The following is a 23892-nucleotide window of genomic DNA, read 5'->3' on the forward strand; positions in this document are numbered from 1 at the left end:
AGTTGCCGACTGAAGTTAACGGCGACTTATTAACCACCAAGATGGGGATTTAACGGATGAAAGTAAAAAACACCTTGGGCGTAGTCATTGGCTCTCTCGTTGCCGCAACCTCCTTCGGCGCGCTGGCGCAAGGCCAAGGCGCTGTCGAGGTGGAGGGCTTCGTCAATCGCTACTTCACCGACGTTCAGCGTGATTACGCGCACAACGAAGGCAACCTGTTCGGTGGCAGCATCGGCTACTACCTGACTGACGACGTCGAACTGGCGCTGTCCTACGGCGAATACCATGACCTGCGCGGTGAAGGTTCGCAAGGCAGCAAGAACATCAAGGGCAACCTGACCGACCTGAAGGCCATCTACCACTTCGGTCAGCCGGGTGTTGGTCTGCGTCCGTACGTTTCTGCTGGTTTCGGCCACCAGAGCATCGGCGACGCCAACAGCGGTGGTCGTGACCACTCCACCCTGGCCATCGCTGGCGCAGGTGCCAAGTACTACTTCACCGAAATGTTCTACGCCCGCGCAGGCGTAGACGCTCTGTACAACATCGACCAGGGCGACACCGAGTGGCAAGCTGGCGTGGGTGTTGGTCTGAACTTCGGTGGTGGCAGCAAGCCTGCTCCGGCCCCGGTCGTTGCTGCTGCGCCCGAGCCGATGCCTGAGCCCGCTCCGGAGCCGGTAATGGAAGCTGTTCGCGTTGAGTTGGACGTCAAGTTCGACTTCGACAAAGACCGCGTCAAAGAAGAAAGCTATGGCGACATCAAGAACCTGGCTGACTTCATGAACCAGTACCCACAGACCACCACCACTGTTGAAGGTCACACCGACTCCGTTGGTAGCGACGCTTACAACCAGAAGCTGTCCGAGCGTCGTGCGAACGCCGTTCGTGAAGTTCTGGTCAACCAGTACGGTGTTGACGGTAGCCGCGTGAACACTGCCGGTTACGGTGAAACCCGTCCGGTTGCTGACAACGCCACCGACTCCGGTCGCGCTATCAACCGTCGCGTTGAAGCTGAAGTAGAAGCCCAGATCCAGCAGTAACGCTTCTGGTGCTCCAAGAAAAACCCGGCCTCGGCCGGGTTTTTCTTTTCTGGAATAAAAAAGCCCGCCATGGGGCAACGGGCAAACAACGACTTGGCAGGCGCGCGAAGTGGTCAGGCATGCAGGCGCTGGGGCATGCTGATTCGGGTGCTGGTGCGTGCCACTTCGCCGATCACCAGAATGGCCGGGCTTTTCAGAGCGAAGGCTGTCGCATCGTCTTGCATCGCGCCCAACTGGCTGCGGCATTCACGCTGCTCGGGCAGCGAGGCGTTTTCGATCATCGCCACCGGCATTTCGTCGCTCATGCCACCCGCGAGCAGGCCGTCGCGAATATCCGCCAGCTTGGCCACGCCCATATAGACGACCAATGTAGTGCCGCTCTGTGCCAGCGCGTGCCAGTTCAGTGAGCTGTCATCCTGAGTATGGGCGGTGACCAAGGTCACGCCACGTGCCACGCCGCGCAGTGTCAGGGGAATGCCGCAGTGAGTGGCGCCGGCCAGCCCCGCGGTAATGCCGTTGACCACCTCCACCTCGATGCCATGCTCGCCGAGCCAGTCGGCCTCCTCGCTGCCACGGCCGAAGATGCACGGATCGCCGCCTTTCAGGCGCACCACGCACTTGCCCTGGCGTGCATAGCGCAGCATCAGGCGATGGATGAAGGCCTGCGGGGTGGAGCGACAACCGCCGCGCTTGCCTACCGATACGATACGGGCGCCGGGGCAGTGCTCCAGCACGGCCGGGTTGACCAGATCGTCGATCATCACGATCTCGGCCTGGTTCAGCGCCTTGACCGCCTTGAGCGTGAGTAGCTCTGGATCACCGGGACCAGCGCCAACCAGCCAGACTTTTGTGTTCATATCGGGTTCCTCGTAGGGTGCGTCGTGCGCACCAAGTTGTTTGCTGGTTCCCACGCTCCGGCGTGGTAACGGACTCGGGGGGCGCTCTGCGTCCCATGAGACGCGGAGCGTCTCGGCCTGCGTACACGCAGAGCGTGGGTACGATCAATTCACGCGTTCACTGCAGTGGGCTGTTGAGCCAGCAGGCGTTTGATTTCAGGTACGCAGGAGCCGCAGCTGGTGCCGCACTTGAGTTCGCGTTTGAGGCCGTCCAGGTCCAGGCCACGCTCGATGCCGGCGCATACTGCGCCTTCGCTTACGTTCAGGCAGTTGCACAGGGTCTTGCCGCGTGTGTTGGCGCCAGCGTTGCCCGGGGGCGCGGAGACCGGGGCGAGCAGCCAGCGGCGCAGGTCAGCGTCGGCCTGACCATCCAGCCAAAGACTTCTGAGCCATTCACTGGCAGCGGTTTCCCCGGCCAGGCGGATGCTGGCGATGCGGCCATCCTCGATGCGCACGCGCTTGCCCACTGCGCGGCGCGGGTCGTCATAGGCCAGCACCGGGCCCTGGTTCAGGCGTAGCAGGCGATCGATCTGCGCCAGCAGCTCGGGCTGCGGCGCAACGGCGCTGGCGGCGCGGATTAACAGGGCGGGCCGCTCGCGGCCAGTGGGGGTGAGGCTGGCGTAGGCGAACGCCTCGAACAGCGGGCGCAGGGCCTCGAAGCGGCTCTGCACCTCGCCCTCGACCAGGGCGAACAGCTGCCAGGGCAGCTCGACCTTGTCCACCTCGACCCCGGCATGCTTGAGCTCCGGCTGTTTGGAGAGCGGATCAAAGGCCGGCTGGGTCAGCACGTTGGTGCCCAGGCCCTTGAGGAAGCGGTCGCCCCAGTGCATCGGCAGCCAGGCCTGGCCTGGGCGCACCGACTCGTCGGCCTGCACCGGCAGGATCAGGCTGCCGCGACGGCTGCGCAGCCTGACCAGATCGCCGTCCCGCAGTCGACGGCGGCGCAACTCGTCCGGGTGCAGGCCGAGCAGGGCGGCCTCGACATGACCGAACAGGCGTGCGGCGGTGCCGGTGCGGCTCATGCCGTGCCACTGGTCGCGCAGGCGTCCGGTGTTGAGCGTCAGGGAGAAACGCGCCTCGCGCTTTTCCTTCGGCGCGCGGTACGGGTCGGCGTGGAACTGCGCGCGTCCGCTGGCGGTTGGGAAGCGGCCGTCGGCATAGAGTCGTGCGGTGCCCTGGTGTGCTCCGGCAGGAAACGGCCATTGCTGGGGACCTTGGTCATCGAGCAGCGCGTAGCTCAACCCCGAGAGGTCGAGGTCACGCTGGGCGGTCAGGTGCTTGTATTCCTCGAACAACGCCTCGCTGCTGGCAAAGTCGAACAGGCTGGGCAGGCCGGGGCGCAGCAGTTGTTCCAGGCGACGAGCGAAGTCGCAGGTGATCGACCAATCGGGCCGCGCCTCTGCGGGCGCTGGCACGGCGCGGCGTACATGGCTGACGCGACGCTCGGAGTTGGTCACCGTGCCTTCCTTCTCGCCCCAGCTGGCGGCGGGCAGCAGCAGGTCGGCGTAGCGGCAGGTCTCGGTGGTGAAGAAGGCTTCCTGCACCACGACGAAGGGGCAGGCGGCCAAGGCCTCATGCACCTTGTTCTGGTTCGGCAGCGACTGCGCCGGGTTGGTGCAGGCGATCCACAGCGCCTTGATGCGCCCGTCGTGCACCGCATCGAACAGCTCGATGGCGGACAGCCCGGGCTTCTCTGGCAGGGCGTCGACACCCCAGTAAGCGGCGACTTCGGCGCGGTGTTCGGCGTTGCCGGCCTCGCGGTGGCCCGGCAGCAGGTTGCTCAGGCTGCCGGTCTCGCGGCCACCCATGGCGTTGGGCTGGCCGGTCAGCGAGAAGGGGCCGGCGCCGGGCCTGCCGATCTGCCCGGTGGCCAGGTGCAGGTTGATCAGCGCGCTGTTCTTGGCGCTGCCGGCGCTGGACTGATTGAGCCCCATGCACCACAGCGAGAGGAAGGAGGGCGCGCGGCCGATCAGCTCGGCGCAGCGCTGCAGGGCGTCGAGGCTGATGCCGCAGATATCGGCGGTGGCTGCCGGGCTGTAGTCGCGCACCAGGTTTTTCAGCGCCTCGAAGCCTTCGGTGTGGGTGTCGATATAGCGGCGGTCGACCCAGCCTTCCCACAGCAGGATATGCAGAATGCCGTGAAACAGCGCGACGTCGGTGCCGGGCAGGATCGCCAGGTGCAGGTCGGCCAGCTCGCAGGTGTCGGTGCGCCGCGGATCGATGACGATGACCTGCATCTCGGGGCGGCGAGCCTTGGCTTCTTCCAGACGGCGGAACAGCACCGGGTGGGCGTAGGCCATGTTGGAGCCGGCGATCAGCACGCAGTCGCTTTGCTCAATGTCCTCGTAACTGCAGGGCGGAGCGTCGGCGCCGAGGCTGCGCTTGTAGCCGACCACCGCGCTGGACATGCACAGGCGCGAGTTGGAGTCGATATTGTGGGTGCCGACCAGGGCGCGGGCCAGCTTGTTGAAGGCGTAGTAATCCTCGGTCAGCAGCTGGCCGGAGATATAGAAGGCCACGCTGTCCGGGCCGTGCTCGCGGATGGTCTCGGCGAACACCGCCGCGGCGTGATCCAGGGCGCTGTCCCAGTCGGTGCGGGTGCGAGCCAGGCCTTTGCCCAGGCGCAGCTCGGGGTAAAGGGCGCGGGCATCAAGGTCGCCGGTCAGGTGCAGTGTCGAGCCTTTGCTGCACAGTTTGCCGAAGTTGGCCGGGTGACTGGGATCGCCAGTGACGCCGAGGATTTTCTCACCGTCGTGCTCGATCAGCACACCGCAGCCCACGCCGCAGTAGCAGCAGGTGGAGGCGGTGACTTGAGTGGGGCTGGCCATGTTCGGAGCTCCTGGGGCGCGGGGAGGTTTTGATGGAAGGGGCTTCAGCCGCGACCGTCGCCGCAGAAGCGCCTCCCACAGGGCTGGCTAGCTGCTATGAGTGAGGGCCAGCAACACGCGGCCGCTTTCCACCTTGGCATGGTGCCGATGGGCACAGCCCACATCCGGCGCCACGGCATCGCCGGACTCCAGCTCGATCTGCCAGTTGTGCAGCGGGCAGGCCACGCGCTTGCCGTAGATCAGTCCCTGGGACAGCGGGCCGCCCTTGTGCGGGCAGCGGTCGTCGAGGGCGAATACTTCATCGTTACTGGTGCGGAAGATGGCGATATCGCCTTTCGGCCCGGCGATGATGCGCGAGCCGAGCACGTTGATCTCTTCCAGGGCGCAGATATCCAGCCAGTTCATACGGTGGCCTCCTCGATTTGCACGACCTTGATCGTGTCGAACTCTTTCTTCAGTTGCGGCGTCTCGATGCGCTCCTTCCACGGGTCCTGCTCGAACGACAGGGCGTAGTGCAGGCGCGCGGCCAGCGCCTTGCGGTTGGCGTCGTCTTCCAGCACCGCCTTCTTGATGTGCTCCATGCCGACGCGCTGCATGTAATGCACGGTGCGCTCCAGGTAGAAGGCTTCTTCGCGATAGAGCTGGAGGAAAGCGGCGTTGTATTCGCGCACCTCCTCGGCGGTCTTCACCTTGACGAAGAACTCGGCCACCTCGGTCTTGATCCCTCCGTTGCCACCGATGTACATCTCGAAGCCCGAGTCCACACCGATGATGCCGACGTCCTTGATGCCGGCTTCGGCGCAGTTGCGCGGACAGCCGGAGACCGCCAGCTTGACCTTGTGCGGTGACCACATATTGAACAGATCGTGCTCCAGATCGATACCGAGCTGGGTCGAGTTCTGTGTTCCAAAGCGGCAGAACTCACTGCCGACGCAGGTCTTCACCGTACGTATGGACTTGCCGTAAGCATGGCCGGAGGGCATGTCCAGGTCCTTCCACACGGCCGGCAGGTCGTCCTTCTTGATGCCCAGCAGGTCGATACGCTGGCCGCCGGTTACCTTGACCATGGGCACGTTGTACTTGTCGGCCACATCGGCGATGCGGCGCAGCTCGGACGGGTTGGTCACGCCGCCCCACATACGCGGCACCACCGAGTAGGTGCCGTCCTTCTGGATATTGGCGTGGGCGCGTTCGTTGATCAGGCGCGATTGTGGATCGTCCTTGGCCTCGCCCGGCCAGGTGGAGATCAGGTAGTAGTTCAGCGCCGGGCGGCAGGTGGCGCAGCCGTTGGGCGTGCTCCAGTTGAGAAACACCATGGTCTGCGCCATGGAGGTCAGGTGCTGCTCGCGGATTGCCTGGCGGATTTGCCCGTGGTTGAGATCGGAGCAGCCGCAGATGGCCTTTTCGCTTTTGGGTTTGACGTCCGCAGCGCCGCCGACGGTGCTGATCAGGATCTGCTCGACCAGACCGGCGCAGGAGCCGCAGGAGCTGGCGGCCTTGGTGTGCTTCTTGACCTCGTCGACCGAGAACAGGCCGTTTTCCTGGATGGCCTTGACGATGGTGCCCTTGCACACGCCGTTGCAGCCGCAGATTTCCATGCTGTCGGGCATGTTGGCGGTTTTGCCTGCGCCCTGGTGGCCAACGTCGCCGATGGCGCCCTCGCCGAACATCAGGTGGTCGCGGATCTCGCTGACGTTATGGTTTTCGCGGATCTGGCGGAAGTACCAGCCGCCATCGGCGGTGTCGCCGTACAGGCAGGCACCGACCAGCACGTCGTCCTTGATCACCAGCTTCTTGTACACGCCGCCGATGGGGTCGGAGAGGGTGATGGTTTCGGTGCCCTCTGCGCCCATGAATTCGCCGGCGGAGAACAGGTCGATACCGGTGACCTTGAGCTTGGTCGAGGTCACAGAGCCTTGGTAGCGCGAGTAGCCGAGCTGGGCCAGGTGATTGGCGCAGACCTTGGCCTGTTCGAACAGCGGCGCCACCAGTCCGTAGGCGATGCCGCGGTGGCTGGCGCACTCGCCGATGGCGTAGACGCGCGGGTCATAGGTCTGCATGGTGTCGTTGACCAGAATGCCGCGGTTACAGGCGATGCCGGCGCTCTCGGCCAGCTCGCTGTTGGGGCGAATGCCGGCGGCCATCACCACCAAGTCGGCAGGGATCACTTCGCCGTCCTTGAACTTCACCGCACAGACGCGGCCTTCGCCGTTGTCCAGCAGCTCGGCGGTGTGCTTGGGCAGGAGGAACTTCAGGCCACGGTCTTCCAGGGATTTTTGCAGTAGCTCGCCAGCGGTGCGGTCCAGCTGGCGTTCCAGCAGCCAGTCGCCGATATGCACCACGGTCACGTCCATGCCGCGCAGCTTGAGGCCGTTGGCCGCTTCCAGGCCGAGCAGGCCGCCGCCGATGACCACCGCGTGCTTATGGGTCTTGGCGGTGTCCATCATCATCTGGGTGTCGGCGATGTCGCGGTAGCCGATCACACCGGCCAGGTCCTTGCCCGGGATCGGCAGAATGAAGGGGTTGGAACCGGTGGCAATGAGCAGGCGGTCGTACTCGGCTTCGCTGCCATCGTCAGCGATCACCACACGCTTCCTGCGGTCGATCCTGACTACCTTGCGCCCGAGCAACAGCTTGATGTCGTTTTCCGCGTACCAGTTCAGATCGTTGAGCACGATCTCCTCGAAGGTCTGCTCGCCAGCCAGCACGGGGGAGAGCAGGATGCGGTTGTAGTTGGGGTGCGGCTCGGCGCCGAACACGGTGATGTCGTAGAGGTCGGGGGCGAGCTTGAGCAGCTCTTCGAGGGTGCGCACACCCGCCATGCCGTTGCCGATCATCACCAGCTTGAGTTTTTGCATGCCGGCCATCTCCTGAAGAAAAATCACGGTCGAAAAAATTGTCGGGAGCAATGTTTAACGTCGCTCCGCGACGGCTCGAAGAGTGGCCGCCAGGGATGGCAGGCCATAAAAAACAAAAAAGGCGTCCCGCTAGTCACCTAGCGAGGACGCCTTTGTCCAGGTCCCGTTCTATCGGGAAGTGCAGCCTTCTTCGTTGAAGGTCGCGCTTTATGTAGTTTGTGGCAGTGCGAATGCAGACCTTGTGCCAACTCGATCAGATCAGGGTTTTTCAGGCTTTTCAGCCATTTGGCTGGATCTGTGGAGCGGTTTTTTGCACCGTTGCGAGGCGTTTGGCGCCGCTTTGGTGCGCAGCCGGCTATTTGAGCAGCAGGAACGTCAGCAGCAGGTTGAGCAGCAGCGACACTAGCGCCATGCTGCGCCACACCAGCAGCGGCTCGCGCTCCAGCAGCGGTCGCGGGCGGTTGTTCAGAGACTGACGTTCGCCACTTTCCAGGGCCAGCAGCCACTCCTCGGCGGTTTCGAAGCGCTGCGCTGGGGCGGCGGCTACCGCGCGGTTCAAGACCTCATCGAGCCACGCCGGCAGATCCGGGCGGTAGCGGCTGGCCGGCACTGGCTGACCGAAGCGCGGGTGCTGAAAGGCCTCGACCTCGCCGTGGGGATAGTGGCCAGTGAGCAGGTGATAGAGCGTCACGCCCGCGGCGTAGAGGTCCTGCTGCGTACTGGGAGTGCTGCCTGCGAAGGCTTCGGGGGCAATATAGCTAGGCGTGCCGGGCAGGCTGTGGGCCTCGTCGCGGGTCAGGCCCGGGCAGTAGGCCAGGCCGAAGTCGAGCACGCGCAGTTCGCCGTCGTCGCCGAGCAGCAGGTTCTCGGGCTTGATGTCGCGGTGGATGATATTGCGCCTGTGCAACAGGCCGAGCGCCTTGATCAGGCGCGGCGCCAGGTCCTGCCAGTCGGCCAGGCTCAGCGGGCCATGCTGCTGCAGGCGTGCGGCCAGGGTCTGGCCGGCATATTCGCGCTGCACGTAATACAGATGCTGGCGCTGCGGTAGAGCATGCAACTCGGGGAAGTGGCGACCGGCGACGCGGCGCAGGAACCATTCCTCCTGCAGCAGCCCCGGGCCGGCCTGCTCCTCGCCGGCACGGCTGGCCGGCAGGGTCTTGAGCAGCCAGGGCAGGTTGCCCGCGTCGCGAACCCGGTAGATCAGCGACTGGCGCGATTCGCCGAGCAGGCCTTCGACCTGCCAACCCTCGAACACCTGACCGTCGCGCAGGCGCGGCGGCAGTGGCCAGTGCTCGAGCTGGGCCAGGGTGTCGGCCAGCGCGGCTTCTGGGAGCTGCTCGATGTGCACCAGCAGGGCGCTGGCGTTGTCCTGGCTACCGGTGCGGTGCGCCTCGTCTACCAGCGCCTGGCAGATTGCTTCGGCGTCATCGCCTTGTTGCAGCAGCTCCCCGATGCGCTTGTCGCTGATGCAGGCCCAGACGCCGTCGCTGACCAGCAGGAAACGGTCGCCGGCCTGCAGCTCGCCGTCGCGATAGTCCACCACCAGGTGCTGATCCAGACCCATGGCGCGCTTGAGTACGTGCTGCATGCCCGGCTGTTCCCAGACGTGGTCCTCGGTCAGGCGCAGCAGTTGGCCGTCGCGCCACAGGTAGGCGCGGCTGTCGCCAATATGCGCCAGGGTGTAGCGACGGCCGCGCAGCACCAGGGCGGTGAGGGTGGTCAGCAGCGGCTGGCCGCCGCCGTTGGCTTGCAGCCAGCGGTTATGTGCGATCAGCAGGCGATCCAGGCTGTGCTGCACCGGCCAGGTTTCGGGCGTGGAGTAGTAATCCAGCGCCAGTGCCTGCAGGGTCGCGCGCGCGGCCAGGCCGCCGTCGGCGCACTGGCTGACGCCATCGGCCAGACCGAGCAGATAGCCTTTGCTGGCGGCCAGGGCTGGCGCTGGGGTGACCACACGCAGGGCGTCCTGGTTCTCGCTGCGCGGGCCGGTGGCGCTGGTTTCGCCGATGCTCAGTTGCAGGACCATGATGCGGTTTCCGTAGATATTTGGACCGTAGGGTGCGCCGTGCGCACCAGGCCCGACACAAATCGCTGGTGCGCGCGGCGCACCCTACGCAGTGTGGCGGATCGTCGAGAACCCGCTCACACCCGTGCGGCGGTCACCGCGGCGCTACCCCAGGTGGTGCGCCAGCGCTGCTTGACTCCGTGGAGGCCGATCCAGGCCAGCACACCGAGGCTGGCGAACAGCCAAAGGCCCAGCTGGTAGTCGCCTGTGTGCTGCTTGATGGTGCCCAGGCCGGCAGCGAGGAAGAAGCCACCGATGCCGCCAGCCATGCCGATCAACCCGGTCATCACGCCGATTTCCCTGCGAAAACGCTGCGGTACCAGCTGAAACACCGCGCCATTGCCGGCACCAAGGCCAAGCATGGCGGCGACGAAAAAGGCCAGGGCGGCGGCCGCGCTGGGCAGGTTGAAGCCCACCACGGCGATGCACAACGAGGCGATGGTGTACATCATCAGCAGTGTACGAATGCCTCCGATGCGGTCGGCCAGAGCGCCGCCGAGCGGGCGCAACAGGCTGCCGGCGAAGACGCAGGCGGCGGTGTAGTAACCGGCGGTCACCGGGCTCAGCCCGTACTGGTCGCTGAAGTAGCCGGGCAGGGCGCTGGCCAGGCCGATAAAGCCGCCGAAGGTAACGCTGTAGAAGAACATGAACCACCAGCTATCACGGTCGCCGAGGGCCTTGAGGTAGTCGCTGACGGCTTTGGACTTGGGTCGCTCCGGCGCGTTCTTGGCCAACAGGGCGAAGATCACCAGGGTCGCCAGCAGCGGAATCAGCGCCCAGCCGAACACGTTCTGCCAGCCTGACAGTGCCGCCAGGCCCGGGGCGAACAGGGCCGCCAGAACGGTACCGGAGTTACCAGCGCCGGCGATGCCCATGGCCTTGCCCTGGTGCTGCGGCGGGTACCACTGCGAGGCCAGCGGCAGGGCGACGGCGAAGGCTGCGCCGGCGAAACCTAGGAACAGACCGAGCAGCAGCGCCTGCTCGTAGCTGCCGATACCGATCTGCCAGGCGCAGAACAGCGCGATGATCACCACCACCTGGCCGAGCAGACCAGCGGCCTTCGGTGACAGGCGGTCGCAGAGAAAGCCCATCAGCAGACGCAGCACGGCGCCGGCGAGAATCGGCGTGGCCACCATCAGGCCGCGCTGCTGGGCGTTGAGGTCGAGGTCGGTGGCGATCTGCACCGCCAGTGGGCCAAGCAGGTACCAGACCATGAAGCTCAGGTCGAAATAGAGGAAGGCGGCAAACAGAGTGGGGGCGTGGCCGGCTTTCCAGAAACTTGTATTCATCGATCACCTCATCAGCGAGAAGGGGCCCGGCCAGGCGCGGCGAACCGTGGTCGTGGACACGGCAGCCGCGTCTGCCGGGAAGGCCGTGCACTTGTGGTGCAGAGCCCTGCGGCCGGAGCCACAGCAGGTTTGCGCGATTGCAGTGCAGGCTCGGATCGCGATGCCTGCGCCGGCCCCGGTCACTGGGGCGAACACGAAAAAAAACGCCGCTTCACCACAGGCCATGAAGGCGAGGTGAGGCGACGTCTTTGTCGTGAGGGAGGTGGCCGCCGTTGGCTACCTGGTGCGGGGAAATAAGCAAGAGCCGAGCCAACCGAGCAGAGGCCCTGAGATCAGTCGCTACGCACCTTCAGTACGCGCAGTGTTGCCGTAAAACGAGGCGCTTGCGTCGTCTATGCCCCCGAATGGGGCGATCGCTGCGTGCTGAAAGTGGCTTGATGGTCGCTGGAAAGTTGGGCAACGCTGGTTGCGTGAGTGGGTAGCGGCGCGGTCAGCAGGGCGAGTGCCAGCAGATTGCTGAGCAGCCCCGCTTGACGGGCACGGCGGTAGGTGTCGGTCATCCTCGATCCCCCCTTTTTTCTGTTCTGACCTAGGCGTAGCAGACGAATGACGATGTGTCACGGTATTGGCAGCAATAACTGTGCAAGTTTGCAGACGCCTGTTCGCCCGGAGCCCTGAAGCATTGCAATCGCTGACTCAGTCGAGCCGATTGACCTTGGGGAACTTGGCGCTGAAGGCTTCCGGCATTGGCACCACCTTCGACTGACGATAATCGAAGAACACGAAGCCGGACTTGGCCATGGCCACCAGGGTGCCGTCGGCCGGACGGGTGATGCGGAAGGTGATGTCACCGCCATATCGGTTGAAATCCATCACGCCGACTTCGAACAGCAATTGGTCACGGGCATGGGCCTCCGCCCTGTAGGTGGTGGCCAGGTCGGTGACGATGATTCCAGTGCCTTTGCCGTCGGTTTCGCGAATGCCGAACTCGAAGAGGAAGCGGGCGCGCGCCTCGGAAATCATCGAGATCATCGAGTCATTGCCCAGATGGTTGGCACCGTTGATGTCGGTAACGCGCACGGTCAGGTGAGTGCTGTAGCAGTACTGGTCTTCGGGAAAATCGAGGGTCAGGCGTGCCATGGTCGAGCCTTCGTCTTGGAGGGCGGCGATTGTAAACCGCCGCGTTCCTCAGCGGTGCAGGCTGTTGAGGTGATAGAACGTGACGCGACCACCTTCGCTATCCGCTCCGGAATTGTCCTGGATATAGGCGCCCGCCTTGAAGTACAGGTACTGCTTGCTCCAGCTGCTGCTCAACTGGCGGTAGAGCGAGCCCTTGTCGCCATCGGTGCTGGCCACGCTGATGCCGATGCGTCCGCTGGGCGTGACGCGCAGGTCGTAGCCGAAGCGCTCGCCAAGCTGGATGTTCTCGGCCAGCAGGATGTTTTGTACGTCGCTGTCGCCTGGGCGAGCGCGCAGCAGCAGCTCCACCCGGCCAACGCCACGTCGATAGTGATATTGCAGCTTGAGCAGCGGATCGTTCTGGCTGCCCGGCACGTCGGTACTGTGGATCTGGCCGATTACCACCTTGTTGCGACTGGGCACTTGGTCGACCTGCAGCACGGCACTGAGATAGCTGTCCGAACTGGCGTGGAGCCAGTTGTCGAGTCTGCCGTCGTGCTGGGTTTCGCGTAGCTCACTGCGTGGATAGCGGGCGTCGGCGGTGGTCGAGCCAGTGACTGGCACCCAGAAGGTCACGCTGCCGTCGGCATTGCGCCGAAAATAACGACTTTCATAGCCATTATTCAGCCGTTCGGTGGTGATGGTGGTCGGCGCCGGTTCGGTGGGAATTGACAGATTCCAGGTGGTGAGGTCGAGCACGGGGTTCTCTGCTTGTCGGTTGAGGGCCCTTGTTCGTCCCTGCAACGGGCCAGAGGTTCAACCGCCCCAGCCCTTGAGCCAGAGCGGTTTGATTCTCAGGCGGCCGGGCGTTGCTGGCGCTGGTAGAGAAACTCCAGCACGGCGGTACGGTAGGCGTGGTACTGCTGGTCGTTGGCCAGCGCCAGACGATCACGCGGGCGCGGCAGATCGACGGCGAGGATTTCGCCGACGGTGGCGGCCGGGCCGTTGGTCATCATCACGATGCGATCGGACAGCAGCACGGCCTCGTCGACGTCATGGGTGACCATCACCACGGTGCTCTGGGTCTGCCCGACGATGCGCAGCAGCTCGTCCTGCAGGTGCGCGCGGGTCAGGGCATCGAGGGCGCCGAACGGCTCGTCCATCAGCAGCACCTTGGGCTCCATGGCCAGGGCGCGGGCGATGCCGACGCGCTGCTTCATGCCGCCGGAGATCTCGTTTGGGTGTTTGTGCATGGCATGGCTGAGGCCGACCATGTTCAGCGCCTGCTCGGTGCGGGCCTTGAGCTGGGCCTTGCTTTCGCGCGCGCCGAAGACCTTTTCCACGGCCAGGTGGACGTTGCCGAAGCAGGTCATCCAGGGCAGCAGGCTGTGGTTCTGGAACACCACGGCGCGCTCTGGGCCAGGGCCGTCGATCTCGCGGCCGTTGCAGATCAGCCCGCCCTCGTTGGCGTCGAGCAGGCCGGCGATCAGGTTGAGTACCGTTGATTTGCCGCAGCCGGAGTGGCCGATCAGCGCCACGAACTCGCCACGGGCGATGCTCAGGTTGACGTCTGCCAGTGCCTGGAAGCGGCCTTTCTTGGTATCGAAGTGCTTGCTGACAGCGGTCAGCTCCACGAATTTGTCCATCGGAGTTCTCCCGTTCTGGCGCCGTGTCCCGGATCTAATCGGAGACAATTTCATTTAAAACAATGATTTGTAATCGACTGTTTAACTAATTTGTAAGCTTGCGTAGCCGGATGCAATCCGCGGAAACGCAGATCGCATCCCCGGATTTCATCCGGGCTACGAGGTTGGCCGAACGTGCCTCTTCAGCTTGCGTAGTCGAAGCGTTTGGCGATCAACAGCAGCATCTGCTCCAGTGCCAGGCCGACCAGGCCGACGATGATGATGGCGATGAGAATGTGCTCGACATTGAGGTTGTTCCATTCGTCCCACACCCAGAAGCCCAGACCGATGCCGCCGGTGAGCATCTCGGCGGCGACGATCACCAGCCAGGCCACGCCGATGGCCAGGCGGATGCCGGTCATCAGATGCGGCAGCACGGCGGGAAACAGGATGCGCGTCAGCACCTTGAATTCCGACAGCTTGAGTACGCGGGCAACGTTGAGGTAGTCCTGCGGCACGCTGGCCACGCCGGCGGCGGTGTTGAGGATGATCGGCCAGATCGAACTGATGAAGATCACCCAGATCGACGCCGGGCCGGCAGCCTCGAACACCAGCAGGCCAATCGGCAGCCAGGCTAGCGGCGAGACCGGACGCAGCAAGCTGATGATTGGTGCCAGCATGCCGGCGAGAAAGGCGAAGCGGCCGATGGCGAACCCCAGGGGAATACCCACCAGCGCCGCGAGGCCGAAGCCGACTCCGACGCGGCCGAGCGAGTTGAGGATATTCCAGCCGATGCCCATGTCGTTGGGGCCGTTGTCGTAGAAAGGGTCGGCGAACAGCACCAGGGCGGCCTGCCAGGTGCTCAAGGGGCCCGGCAGGCCCTCGCTGTACTGCGCCAGCAGCGACCAGAAACCGATGAAGGCGATGATGCCCAGCAGCGGGGCGATGCCCGCCTTGAGCAGGCTGCCCAGGGAGGCGGCGCTGGGCTGCAAGGCCTTTGCAGGCAGACGAGGTTTGGCGATTGGCGGAAGCGGTGTTTTCAGGGGCGCATTCATGCTCACCTCCGGTCAGGCTTTGATGGTGAAGGAGTCGGCGTAGGCGGCTGGATTGCTGCCGTCCCAGACCACGCCGTCGATCAACGTGCTGCTGCGCAGCGGGCTACTCGGCACCGTCAGCTTGAGGGCGCCAGCGGCCTCGGCGTAGAGCGCGGTCTGGTTGATCTGCGCGGCCACGGCCGCGTAATCCGGCGCGTCCTTGAGCAGACCCCAGCGCTTGAACTGGGTGAGAAACCACATGCCATCGGAGTGATAGGGGAAGTTGACGCTGCCGTCCTTGCAGAAGGCCATGGCGTGTTCGTCCTTCCAGCTGTTGCCGAGGCCGTCCTCGTACTGGGCGAGAAAGCGCGGCTCGATCACCTGCACCGGCGCGTTGACATAGGCCTTGCCGGAAATCAGCTTGGCGGTGCTCTTGCGATTCTCGTCGCTGGCCTCGATGAAGCGGCTGGCCTCGAGAATCGCCATGATCAGCGCGCGGGCAGCATTGGGGTACTGCTCGATGAAGGCGCGGGTGGTGCCGAGCACCTTCTCCGGGTGATCCGGCCAGATCTGCTGCGTGGTGGTGGCGGTGAAGCCGATCTTGTCGAAGATCGCCCGCGCGCCCCAGGGTTCACCGACGCAGAAGCCGTCCATGTTGCCGACGCGCATGTTGGCGACCATCTGCGGTGGCGGCACGACAATGGTCTTCACGTCGCTCATGGGGTTGATGCCCAGGCTGCCGAGCCAGTAGTACAGCCACATGGCGTGGGTGCCAGTGGGGAAGGTCTGGGCGAAGGTCAGCGGCGTGCCGCCTTTCTTCACGTGTTCGGCCAGTTGCGCGCCGTTGCTCACGCCTGCCTCACGCAGTTGCTTGGACAGAGTGATGCCCTGGCCATTTTGGTTCAGCCCCATCAGCACCGCCATGTCCCGCTGCGGCCCAGCCAGGCCGAGCTGGGCGCCGTACATCATGCCGTAGAGCACATGGGCGGCATCCAGTTCGCCAGTGTTGAGCTTGTCGCGCACGCCGGCCCAGGAAGCTTCCTTGCTCGGATTGATGGTCAGGCCGTACTTCTCGCCGAAACCCTGGGTGGCGGCGACCACCACCGAGGCGCAATCGGTCAGGGGAATGAAGCCGACTGTTAGCGCGGACTTCTCCGGCGCATCGGAGCCGGCCGCCCAGGCCGCGCTGCGCAGCGAAGCCGGCGCTGACAGGCCAAGTGCGGCGATACCGCCAACGGCACCGGCCAGGGCGATGGATTGCTTGAGGAAGTGACGGCGGCTGGTGGCCAGGGGCTTGTTCGAATCACGATCGGTCATGGGTCTAGTCCTTGTCAGGCGCATAAACAAAAACGGCGTACGCCAGGCCACCTCCATGAAATGAAGGTGACCTGACGGACGCCGTTGTCCGTGATCCTCGGCCCGCCGCCGTTGGCGTGCTACGCAGGATGGTTGACAGGGACATAGCAAGGGGCTTGCCAGCTTTCGTGGCCAACGGCCGAGCAACGGCATACGGCGCCTGGCAGGCGCAAACCGGATGCCGCTCGATCAATGGTTGGTTTTTATAATCAAAGAGTTGTAGCTATTTTATGAGGTGATTTAGCAATGCGCGGAGTCAACGGACGCGCGGCTCGCTCTGCATGCGACTGAGCCAATGCCGTGCATGAGCGGGCGTCGCTGAGCCTTTTTGGTTCGTAACGCAGGATCAGGATGCTGGTTGAACGCGCGCTTCCTCGACGAAGTCGCGCAACCAGCGCAGCACTTCGACGGCCTCCCAGCGAGCTGGATCGAACAGTGCATAGGCCAGCCCCTGATAGCCCACCACATCCAGTTGCCGATGGTAGCCGGCGCGCTGCAGCAGCGCCTCGATCTCGGCGAAGCAGGTATTGAAGTGCTGGCGATTGAAGGGAGTGCGGCTCTCAGTGACGATGCCTTCGAGTTGCAGTTCCTCGACCATCTCGCGCACCCGCTCCAGCGGCATGCGGTTCACTCGGTGTTTCAGCTGCAGTACGTCCAGCATGATGGCGCTCCTGTGCAATCGATCATTTGCCTGTGATCTAGCCTAATCGAAAAGTACTGTACAAATAAACAGTATTGAGTGATATTGGCCTCACTTAGGTGACAACAACCCGTCCACTGCCTGAAGGTGGGCGCCTTGCAAGGGGGTATTGGCAATGCAACAGATGCTGATGACGATTGTGCTATTGGTCCTGCTGAGCGGCTGCGCGCAACCGCAGATAGATCGGCCACAGGCCAACGGTGCATACCTGGTGATCGAGGGCGAACAGGCCTGGGCTGTACTGGTTTCCGATGGCCAGCGTGTCGAGGAGGTGGGCAGAGTGCTCGACGTGATTCGACTGCCCAGCCATCACTCCAACATTGCCGCCAGTTACGTGATCGAAACGCCCAACTGCGGCAAGCTGCAGTGGTTGACCGAACGCCATGGTGCTGCAGAGGGTGAAACCACGCTGTTGCCGGCCGCCTTCAACGAGCAACTGAGCCAGCCCGGCTGCGTGCTCGCGCAAGGCCTGAGCCGAGCCTGGACGGCTCTGGACTATTCCGGCTGACCGTAGGGTGCGCCGCTCGCACCAATATGCGATATGTACCGACATTCAACGGCGGACTAACCAGCGAGATGCTCAAAAAAAGCGCCGCGACCTCAACGGAAGCGACGCTTCTGATTCATGCCTCACCGCGAGTTACAGCAGGTGTTGCTTGTCCATCTCGATGGCGGCATCGAGGGTTTCCAGCAGCGCCTTGCGCACCTTCAGCTTGGTACTCCTGTGGGCCGTCATGTTGATCTTCTTCATCTGCTGCGCCACTGCCTGAGTGGTAGCCAGCAGTTGTTCGGCCGGCACCACCTTGTCCAGGAAGCCAGCATCCACCGCGCCAGCCGGGTCGAACATCTCGCCATTGATCACCGAACGGTGGAACGCCGACTTGCGCAGGCGATCACGGGCCAACTCGATGCCGACATGGTGCATGGTCATGCCGATCTGCACTTCGTTCAGGCCGATGTTGAACGGACCTTCCACGCCGATACGGTAATCGGCCGACAGCAGGATGAACGCCCCCTTGGCCACGGCATGACCCGGGCAGGCGACGATGATCGGGTAGGGGTGCGCGAGCATGCGCCGCGCCAGCGTAGAGCCGGCCGCTACCAGGTTGATTGCATTCTGCGGGCCGGAGGTCATCACCTTCAGGTCGTAGCCGCCGGAAAGAATACCCGGCTGGCCAGTGATGACGACGATGGCGCGATCCTGCTCGGCGCGGTCGAGGGCAGCATTGAACGCAGCGATCACATCGGGCGAGATGGCATTGACCTTGCCATTGCTCAGGGTGAGGGTGGCGATGCCGTCTTCGAGTTGATAGCTGATCAGGTCGCTCATGGCGGTTTTCCTTGTTAAAGCCTTGGGGGCGAATGTGGGCAGAAGGTACTCAGCCGCAGCGCTCTGGTAAAGCGCCGCGGCTGACTGGCTGGTCAGTGATTTTGCCTATCGCGGCGATGGCGGATGGCAATTGGTCGCGCGCAAAGCCAGGTCTTTAAGGTGGGCAGCGAACTGCAGGAGCTGCCCATGAATACCCTTTATTCCATCCTTTATATGGTTACCGTGATCGGTCTGCTGCTGGCATCGGTCGCGCTCAGCGAAACCCTCTACCTGCGCAGCCCATCCGGCGTGCTGCTGCTGTTCGGTTTGGGCCTGTTCATGTCCCTGGGTTTTCTGCTGTTCGGCCATATTCGTTTTGATGAGCAGTCCTGCGAGGAACAGGACGAAAGCTCGCTACGCTCTTAAGCGCATGAATCCTTTAAAAAAAATTTGCCATCGGGAAAACATTCGACTACATTAGCGCGCCTCGACGGGGTAAACGCCAAACGTCGAGATCCGGTGAAGTGTCCGAGTGGTTGAAGGAGCACGCCTGGAAAGTGTGTATACGGGAAACCGTATCAAGAGTTCGAATCTCTTCTTCACCGCCACTTTCGCGAAACCCCTGAGAGAGCAGTCTTTCAGGGGTTTTTTGCTTTCTGGCAACCGTCAACCCTCCCGACATGCGTACACCGGGAGCGTACACACATGGCCTTGGCGATGACCCGTCCGACCAAAGATTCTCGCGGCGTCTACGAGTACAAGACGCGTTACCCTAAAGACCTCGCCCACCTGTTCAAGCCCCACGCTCGCTGGAAGCGGAGCCTGGGCACGCGTGACCCCGCTGACGCCGCCAAGCGCTTCCCGGCTGTAGATCAGGAGTGCAAGCAGCACTTCGCTTTGCTTCGGGCTGTGCACCTCGACGGCTTCAAGCTTGATGCTAGCGACGCCCAGCAGTTGGCGGCCAGGTGGTTCCGTGAAACGCTGGCGGCGCTGGAGGAGAGTGGCGACTACGGCATTTACCTTGTGCGGTCGGTAGAGTCGATTGTGGATCAGGCGACGGGGCAGGCGATGGACGTTCCTAGTTGGGGGGCGGTGCAAAGCCTGGTTGACGAGGAGTCGGACGTCACCCCGTGGGTGGCCCCCTTCATTCGTAGCACGCTGGAAGCACACCAGTATCCCGAGGTAGTTGAGGGAACCGACCTCCATGGCGTTCTGGTCGACGCGTTCTGGCCGGTCTTCTGTGACCTGTCCGCCCTGTGCCTTGCCCGTATGACCAAGGGCGGGCGTTACGTGCCACCACCTCCTGTAGCTCCTCACGCACCGTTGTCCTTCGAAGCCAAGCCTGGTGCCCTGACGCTCTCCCAAGTGTTCGAGAAGTGGGCCGAGGACAAGCTTCTGACGGATGCCAAGGCCGGTAAGACCGTAGACGAGTTCGGCGGGATGGTTCGCCGCTTCCATGAGTTGTACGGCGATATGGAGGTGCGCTCAATCACGCGAAGCTTGGTCGGGGACTTCCGGGTGGCCCTGGGCAAGTTGCCTACCAAGGGGCAGGGCATCCGTGGCCTGAGCGCTCCCCAGGCTATCGCCAAGGCTGAAGCTGAAGGACTCCCAAAGGCTAATTTGTCCACCATCTACAAACAGCTCAATGCCCTGCGCGCCATATTGAACTTCGGTGTGAAACGCCTGGAGGCCATGGACGAAGAGCCGGTTTCGGCCTCAGGTATTCTCAAAACGCTGGCGAAAGCTGCGGCGCGCCAGGAGACCCGGACAGGGGAGGACAAGTCTTTCACGAAGGCCGACCTGCGTCGGATGTTTGGTAGTCCGCTTTTTCGGGGTGAATGGAAGCCAGCGCGAGCCGATTTCGGGGAGGCGCTTTACTGGATTCCTTTGTTGCTGGCCTACACAGGTGCCAGGCGTGAAGAGGTGGCGCAGCTCCTGGTTTCGGACGTCGTGCGCTGCCCTGACACCGGCATCTGGTATGCAACGCTCCGTCCTGATGACGATAAATCGGTCAAGGGGCCGACTAGCCGGCGTCGGGTTCCTCTTCATGCCGATTTGCTGGAGTTGGGATTCGTCCGTTACGTGGAGTCGCTACCAAAGGAAGGGTCTGTCTTCCCCCGCTTGATAGAGCACTCGTCCAATGGCCTCGGGCATGGTGTCGGTCTGGCTTGGGGGCGTTACCTCCGTCGAGAGCTTGGTATGACTGTTGAGGCGGCTCCCTTTCATGGCTTTCGCCACACCTTCAAGACGCTGTGCAGGGAGGTTGGGGTGCCGAAGGAAGTCCACGACTGGCTCACGGGGCATTCTGCACCGGGCGAAGGTGATGGGTATGGAGGGAAGCCATTGGTGCGCATGGCAGAGGAGCTGGCGAAGTACCCCAGCATCGCCCGCATGGCTGGGCTGCTTCCATAATCGCGCCAGCGGGCTCAAGACGGGGCTTCATGCGGCGCCGGTTCGGCGGGGAGGTGGCGCTTGAACCAACGCTCGCCTTCCTGGCCGATGGTGGCCACGCTTTGCGCTAGTTGACCTTCCTGGCCCAGGTCTTTCCATGTCACCGTAAGCTGGTGGCGGTTTCGCTCTTGGATGATCAGCTCCCACAAATCACGGTGTGCCACCCGCTTTTTATCCTTGCGTCGCCATCCCCGTGCCACCCACTTGTCCAGGTACTTGCTGCACCCGTCGGCGATGTATTGGACGTCGGTGGATACATGTACCTCGACTGGCTTGGGAAGCGTGGCCAACGCCTCAACAATCCCAAGAAGCGTCGCACGGATAACCGTCTGGGCATCGTCGTACGGGATGCTTCCAGCAAGCTCCCAGGTCTCACCGTTCGGCACGCGCACGATGGCCCCCCAGCCAACCCCCTCGTTCTTCGCAGAGGCTGTTTTGACGCAAATGCGGTAGCTCATTGCTGATTGCTCCCAGGCCGTGGTCTGTATTTTGTGTACGGGTGAGGGTGTGCTGCCCGGCTCAACAATATCTGTTCGCAGCACTAGCCGGCCACACCTGTCCATTGCGTCGCTGAAAACCCCAGGGGGGAGGACACGCGGGCGTCCAGTAGCCCCCTGGGCGCGTGATAGATGATGCAGCCGCAGCCATCCATGGCCTATCGACGTCGTCCCTTGCCGCAATCGCCCCGCTGACTTACGACTCAGTCGTCCTACAGCGGTCGTAAGTGGAGCCCCGTCAGAAGTCGGGTTCCTCGTCGATGGGGGCAAGCACGTTGTGCAGCATCGGTTCCACCTCCTGGCTCCTGATGTAGCGCTCCAGGTTGCTGCTGGAGCTGTCTAGGAAGCGGACGTCGGCCAGTTCGCAGGCTTCGTAGTAAGTCTTGGCCTTGGCGAGTATCGCGTCAGCAGCTCGCAATGCCGCACGCATGGACTCGATTTTCTCCAGACCAAAGCTGTTCAGCCCCTGGACGATGGTGGGGACGGTGCGTGCAATCAACTGACGTTCCTCCATGACGGCCTCCGTGGTGCCCCGGCCCAGCTCCCGCTTAAGACTGCCGTAGTCATGCGAGAACAGCCCCATGGCGTTGTGGCTGCAGTAGTCGTCCAACGCCTGGTTGAAGGCCCGGATACCCTGCTGGCCGTCCTCCTTGGCCTTGCTACGCTCTGTTTCATAGTCAATGTCCTGCTCGCGTGCAGCCCAGCGCCGACGCAGCTCCCGCAGGCGGTCGACCGTCCGAGGGTTGACGTTGAAGGTATCGGCCAGCTCCTTGTTGGTCATGTCCCTGAAGCTGCTGAAGCTGGGGTCGTTAATAGCTCGCCAGGCATTGTCGATGCGCTGGTCATCCTCCAACTGGCGAAACAGCTCTGCGTTCTGTCGGTAGCTGTGCTGCCTGGCGGCTTGCAGCCCTTGGCCGTCCAGGAGCGTGATAGCGACCTCCTGATGCCCCAGGAGCTTGATAGCCTCCAGGCGGTGGTGGCCGCCGACCAGCCAGAAGCGCTTCCCGGTGTGGGCTGCCTCATGGTCAGACATGGCGACCACCTCCAGGGGCTTCTCCAGGCCGTTGGCCGCAATACTCTGCTGCAGCCTGGCGATGTGGTCGACTCGCTGCTCAGCTTCACGACGCTGGCGCCGCATGGACGCAGTCGTGTTCCGGTTCTGCAGTGTCGTGTGGGTGTGGATAGCGCTCAGGGGAACAGATCGAAGTCTTTCCGTCATGGTCTACCTCACCGTGCCCGAACGATGGGGCCGAGGGCTAGCCAGCGCGGCTCCTCCCGGTCGCTACGGGCCAAGTCCAGGAGGTCGTCATCCTCCCAGGAAAAGCCCGCTGTCAGGGCCAGTTCCATGGCTTCAGCCAGGCGCGTATCGCGGCACTTTTTCTTACCCAGTGCGCAAGCCAGGGTCGTCAGGCGGTCAAGGTGGTCGGGACGTAGGTGCAGGTTCAACCGAACCAGCTTGTTGTTGGTGTTCATTGGATCGAAGTCCTCGGTGATATAGCGAACGCCAGCGCCCCGCCTGGAGTGCTCCGGGCAGGGTGTCGTGGTCGTCGCGGGGAAGTGGATGTGTGGCTACAGCGCTTCGCTCCCCCTGGTACTGGGGGCAGCCGGTGAGCTTATGCGTCGCTGTACACTAGGTTGGGCCGTAAATAGTTCCCAGCCTCCAGCAGTGCTTTGCGATGTTCACACAAGGGGTGGCCGCAAATGGCCGGGGTGGGTTCGGCAGGGGCTGGAGCTGGTTGTTCAATGGGGGGCTGTAAAAGGCCTGGAGGAGGGCCGTGAGGGTGGCCCTGCTCGATGCTGGTCAGTGGTTGTGGCCTGCTCCTAGAGTCGCTTGGCGCGCTGCTGGCGTGGTGCTCAGACCTCGACCGGGTGTGCCCTGCAGGCGCGCTTCACGGTGGCCGTAGAGACGCCCCAGTGGTCGGCAGTGGTCTGGATGCTTGCGCCGTTCGCCTTTCTCCAGGAAGCGATAGCGGAGTCGTCGTGCTGCTTGGGGGCGCCCAGCTTGCGACCGTCCTGCCTGGCCTTCTCGATCCCCGCCATTTGCCTGGCCTTAATGTTCTCCCGCTCCAGCTCGGCGACCCCGGCCAGCAGGGTGAGCATGAGCCTGCCGGTGGGAGTTGATAGGTCGAAGCCTTCACGCATGGATACGACGGTGACGCCCTTGGCCTTCAGTGCCTCGACTGTCTCCAGGACGTCGATGGTGTTGCGCCCCAAGCGGTCGATGGCTGTGACGATGACGGTGTCGCCCTTCCTTGCGAAGGTGAACAGCGCCTTGAAGCCTGCTCGCTCCAGGGCCTTGGTGGTGCCGCTGGTGGCCTCGTCGGTGAACCATCCATCGTCGCTGACCTTGTAGCGTTGCCCGATAGCGTGGCGCTGAGCGTCGACTGACTGGCCGTCGCTACTGACGCGGGTGTAGGCGAGGATGGTGGTCATGGTGCCTTGCTCCGTCTGGCTCAGAATGTAGGCTCGCAATGTGCATGATGGATCAATGAAAGTCAACACATTTGATCCAGTCTGCAGGGCTCACTCCACCGTGCCGTGGCGACGACGCCATGCCTGGCTCACAAGGTGTACTTCATGAGCCATGGACATGGCCGTTTGCTCTACCTCTACACAATAATCGGGCGCGATGACCTCAATAGTTGGTCGACTAATTGCAGCAGTGCTTACCGCGATAGTGTGGGGGGAGGGGGGGAATACGCCGAGTCTCTATTGACTAAACTCAGACAGATTTTTTGCCCCAAAATAGTCGCGGTACGTCCTTGGGCCCTGGGAAAATCGAACGCTTCAGCTACGACGACCGTCGCCTGTGAACAGAAATCCAACGCATG

At 63.2% G+C, this 23892-nt stretch carries 21 protein-coding genes and 1 tRNA gene; 5 read left to right on the forward strand and 17 right to left on the reverse strand.

Features of this window, described 5'->3' with window-relative positions; translation table 11 throughout:
- The first annotated feature begins 56 nt into the window (after positions 1-56).
- Entirely contained in the window at positions 57-1037 is a 981-nt protein-coding gene (locus tag H3221_RS19535) for an OmpA family protein (protein WP_160017994.1), read from the forward strand.
- Between the two features lie 113 nt (positions 1038-1150).
- On the opposite strand, the gene cobA is transcribed toward H3221_RS19535, so the two are convergent.
- From cobA to H3221_RS19595, 12 genes are all read right to left on the reverse strand, one after another.
- A complete protein-coding gene (gene cobA, locus H3221_RS19540) occupies positions 1151-1894 on the reverse strand; it encodes a uroporphyrinogen-III C-methyltransferase (RefSeq protein WP_196474815.1) in 744 nt (247 codons plus the stop codon).
- Between the two features lie 149 nt (positions 1895-2043).
- Entirely contained in the window at positions 2044-4761 is a 2718-nt protein-coding gene (locus tag H3221_RS19545; RefSeq protein ID WP_196474814.1) for a nitrate reductase, read from the reverse strand.
- An 87-nt stretch (positions 4762-4848) separates the two neighbouring features.
- The gene (nirD, locus tag H3221_RS19550) at positions 4849-5166 is read right to left on the reverse strand and encodes a nitrite reductase small subunit NirD (protein ID WP_196474813.1); all 318 of its coding nucleotides are present in this window, start codon (positions 5164-5166) and stop codon (positions 4849-4851) included.
- The gene (gene nirB, locus H3221_RS19555) at positions 5163-7619 is read right to left on the reverse strand and encodes a nitrite reductase large subunit NirB (protein WP_196474812.1); all 2457 of its coding nucleotides are present in this window, start codon (positions 7617-7619) and stop codon (positions 5163-5165) included. Before nirB ends, nirD begins: the two co-directional genes overlap by 4 nt.
- 355 nt (positions 7620-7974) lie before the next feature.
- A complete protein-coding gene (locus H3221_RS19560) occupies positions 7975-9642 on the reverse strand; it encodes a bifunctional protein-serine/threonine kinase/phosphatase (protein ID WP_196474811.1) in 1668 nt (555 codons plus the stop codon).
- 116 nt (positions 9643-9758) lie between these two features.
- On the reverse strand, positions 9759-10970 hold the full coding sequence (locus H3221_RS19565; protein WP_196474810.1) for a nitrate/nitrite transporter: 1212 nt from the start codon (positions 10968-10970) through the stop codon (positions 9759-9761).
- A 696-nt stretch (positions 10971-11666) separates the two neighbouring features.
- A complete protein-coding gene (locus H3221_RS19570) occupies positions 11667-12110 on the reverse strand; it encodes a thioesterase family protein (protein ID WP_125834380.1) in 444 nt (147 codons plus the stop codon).
- 48 nt (positions 12111-12158) lie between these two features.
- Entirely contained in the window at positions 12159-12848 is a 690-nt protein-coding gene (locus H3221_RS19575) for a polysaccharide lyase family 7 protein (RefSeq protein WP_196474809.1), read from the reverse strand.
- 95 nt (positions 12849-12943) lie between these two features.
- A complete protein-coding gene (locus H3221_RS19580; RefSeq protein WP_160018003.1) occupies positions 12944-13735 on the reverse strand; it encodes an ABC transporter ATP-binding protein in 792 nt (263 codons plus the stop codon).
- A 182-nt stretch (positions 13736-13917) separates the two neighbouring features.
- Positions 13918-14769 carry a nitrate ABC transporter permease gene (gene ntrB / locus H3221_RS19585; protein WP_196474808.1) on the reverse strand — a complete coding sequence of 284 codons (852 nt, stop codon included), beginning with the start codon at positions 14767-14769 and terminating at the stop codon, positions 13918-13920.
- A 12-nt stretch (positions 14770-14781) separates the two neighbouring features.
- The gene (locus H3221_RS19590) at positions 14782-16065 is read right to left on the reverse strand and encodes a CmpA/NrtA family ABC transporter substrate-binding protein (RefSeq protein WP_196474807.1); all 1284 of its coding nucleotides are present in this window, start codon (positions 16063-16065) and stop codon (positions 14782-14784) included.
- 385 nt (positions 16066-16450) lie between these two features.
- Complete coding sequence (locus H3221_RS19595; protein WP_012018520.1) at positions 16451-16765, reverse strand: hypothetical protein; 315 nt, start codon at positions 16763-16765, stop codon at positions 16451-16453.
- A 154-nt stretch (positions 16766-16919) separates the two neighbouring features.
- On the opposite strand from H3221_RS19595, the gene H3221_RS19600 reads away from it, so the two are divergent.
- Positions 16920-17312, forward strand: a complete 393-nt coding sequence (locus H3221_RS19600) for a hypothetical protein (RefSeq protein ID WP_196474806.1) — start codon at positions 16920-16922, stop codon at positions 17310-17312.
- A 132-nt stretch (positions 17313-17444) separates the two neighbouring features.
- On the opposite strand, the gene H3221_RS19605 is transcribed toward H3221_RS19600, so the two are convergent.
- A complete protein-coding gene (locus H3221_RS19605; protein ID WP_196474805.1) occupies positions 17445-18134 on the reverse strand; it encodes a crotonase/enoyl-CoA hydratase family protein in 690 nt (229 codons plus the stop codon).
- A gap of 186 nt (positions 18135-18320) precedes the next feature.
- On the opposite strand from H3221_RS19605, the gene H3221_RS19610 reads away from it, so the two are divergent.
- The 3 genes from H3221_RS19610 to H3221_RS19620 all read left to right on the forward strand — a co-directional run bounded on the left by H3221_RS19610 (position 18321) and on the right by H3221_RS19620 (position 20525).
- A complete protein-coding gene (locus H3221_RS19610; RefSeq protein WP_196474804.1) occupies positions 18321-18539 on the forward strand; it encodes a hypothetical protein in 219 nt (72 codons plus the stop codon).
- A 92-nt stretch (positions 18540-18631) separates the two neighbouring features.
- Positions 18632-18721: transfer RNA gene (locus H3221_RS19615), tRNA-Ser, on the forward strand.
- Positions 18722-18818: 97 nt separating this feature from the next.
- Complete coding sequence (locus H3221_RS19620) at positions 18819-20525, forward strand: site-specific integrase (RefSeq protein WP_196474803.1); 1707 nt, start codon at positions 18819-18821, stop codon at positions 20523-20525.
- Positions 20526-20539: 14 nt separating this feature from the next.
- Here the strand turns inward: H3221_RS19620 and H3221_RS19625 are convergent, their stop codons facing one another.
- From H3221_RS19625 to H3221_RS19640, 4 genes are all read right to left on the reverse strand, one after another.
- Positions 20540-21022: an RNase H family protein gene (locus tag H3221_RS19625; RefSeq protein ID WP_196474802.1), complete on the reverse strand. Its 483-nt coding sequence runs from the start codon at positions 21020-21022 to the stop codon at positions 20540-20542.
- A gap of 277 nt (positions 21023-21299) precedes the next feature.
- Positions 21300-22199: a ParB N-terminal domain-containing protein gene (locus H3221_RS19630; RefSeq protein ID WP_196474801.1), complete on the reverse strand. Its 900-nt coding sequence runs from the start codon at positions 22197-22199 to the stop codon at positions 21300-21302.
- 89 nt (positions 22200-22288) lie between these two features.
- Positions 22289-22534, reverse strand: coding sequence for a hypothetical protein (locus tag H3221_RS19635; RefSeq protein WP_196474800.1), 246 nt, complete (start codon positions 22532-22534; stop codon positions 22289-22291).
- Positions 22535-22915: 381 nt separating this feature from the next.
- Complete coding sequence (locus tag H3221_RS19640; protein ID WP_196474799.1) at positions 22916-23494, reverse strand: recombinase family protein; 579 nt, start codon at positions 23492-23494, stop codon at positions 22916-22918.
- Positions 23495-23892 lie beyond the last annotated feature (398 nt).

The organism is Pseudomonas chaetocerotis, from assembly GCF_015712105.2.
Lineage (GTDB): Bacteria > Pseudomonadota > Gammaproteobacteria > Pseudomonadales > Pseudomonadaceae > Aquipseudomonas > Aquipseudomonas chaetocerotis.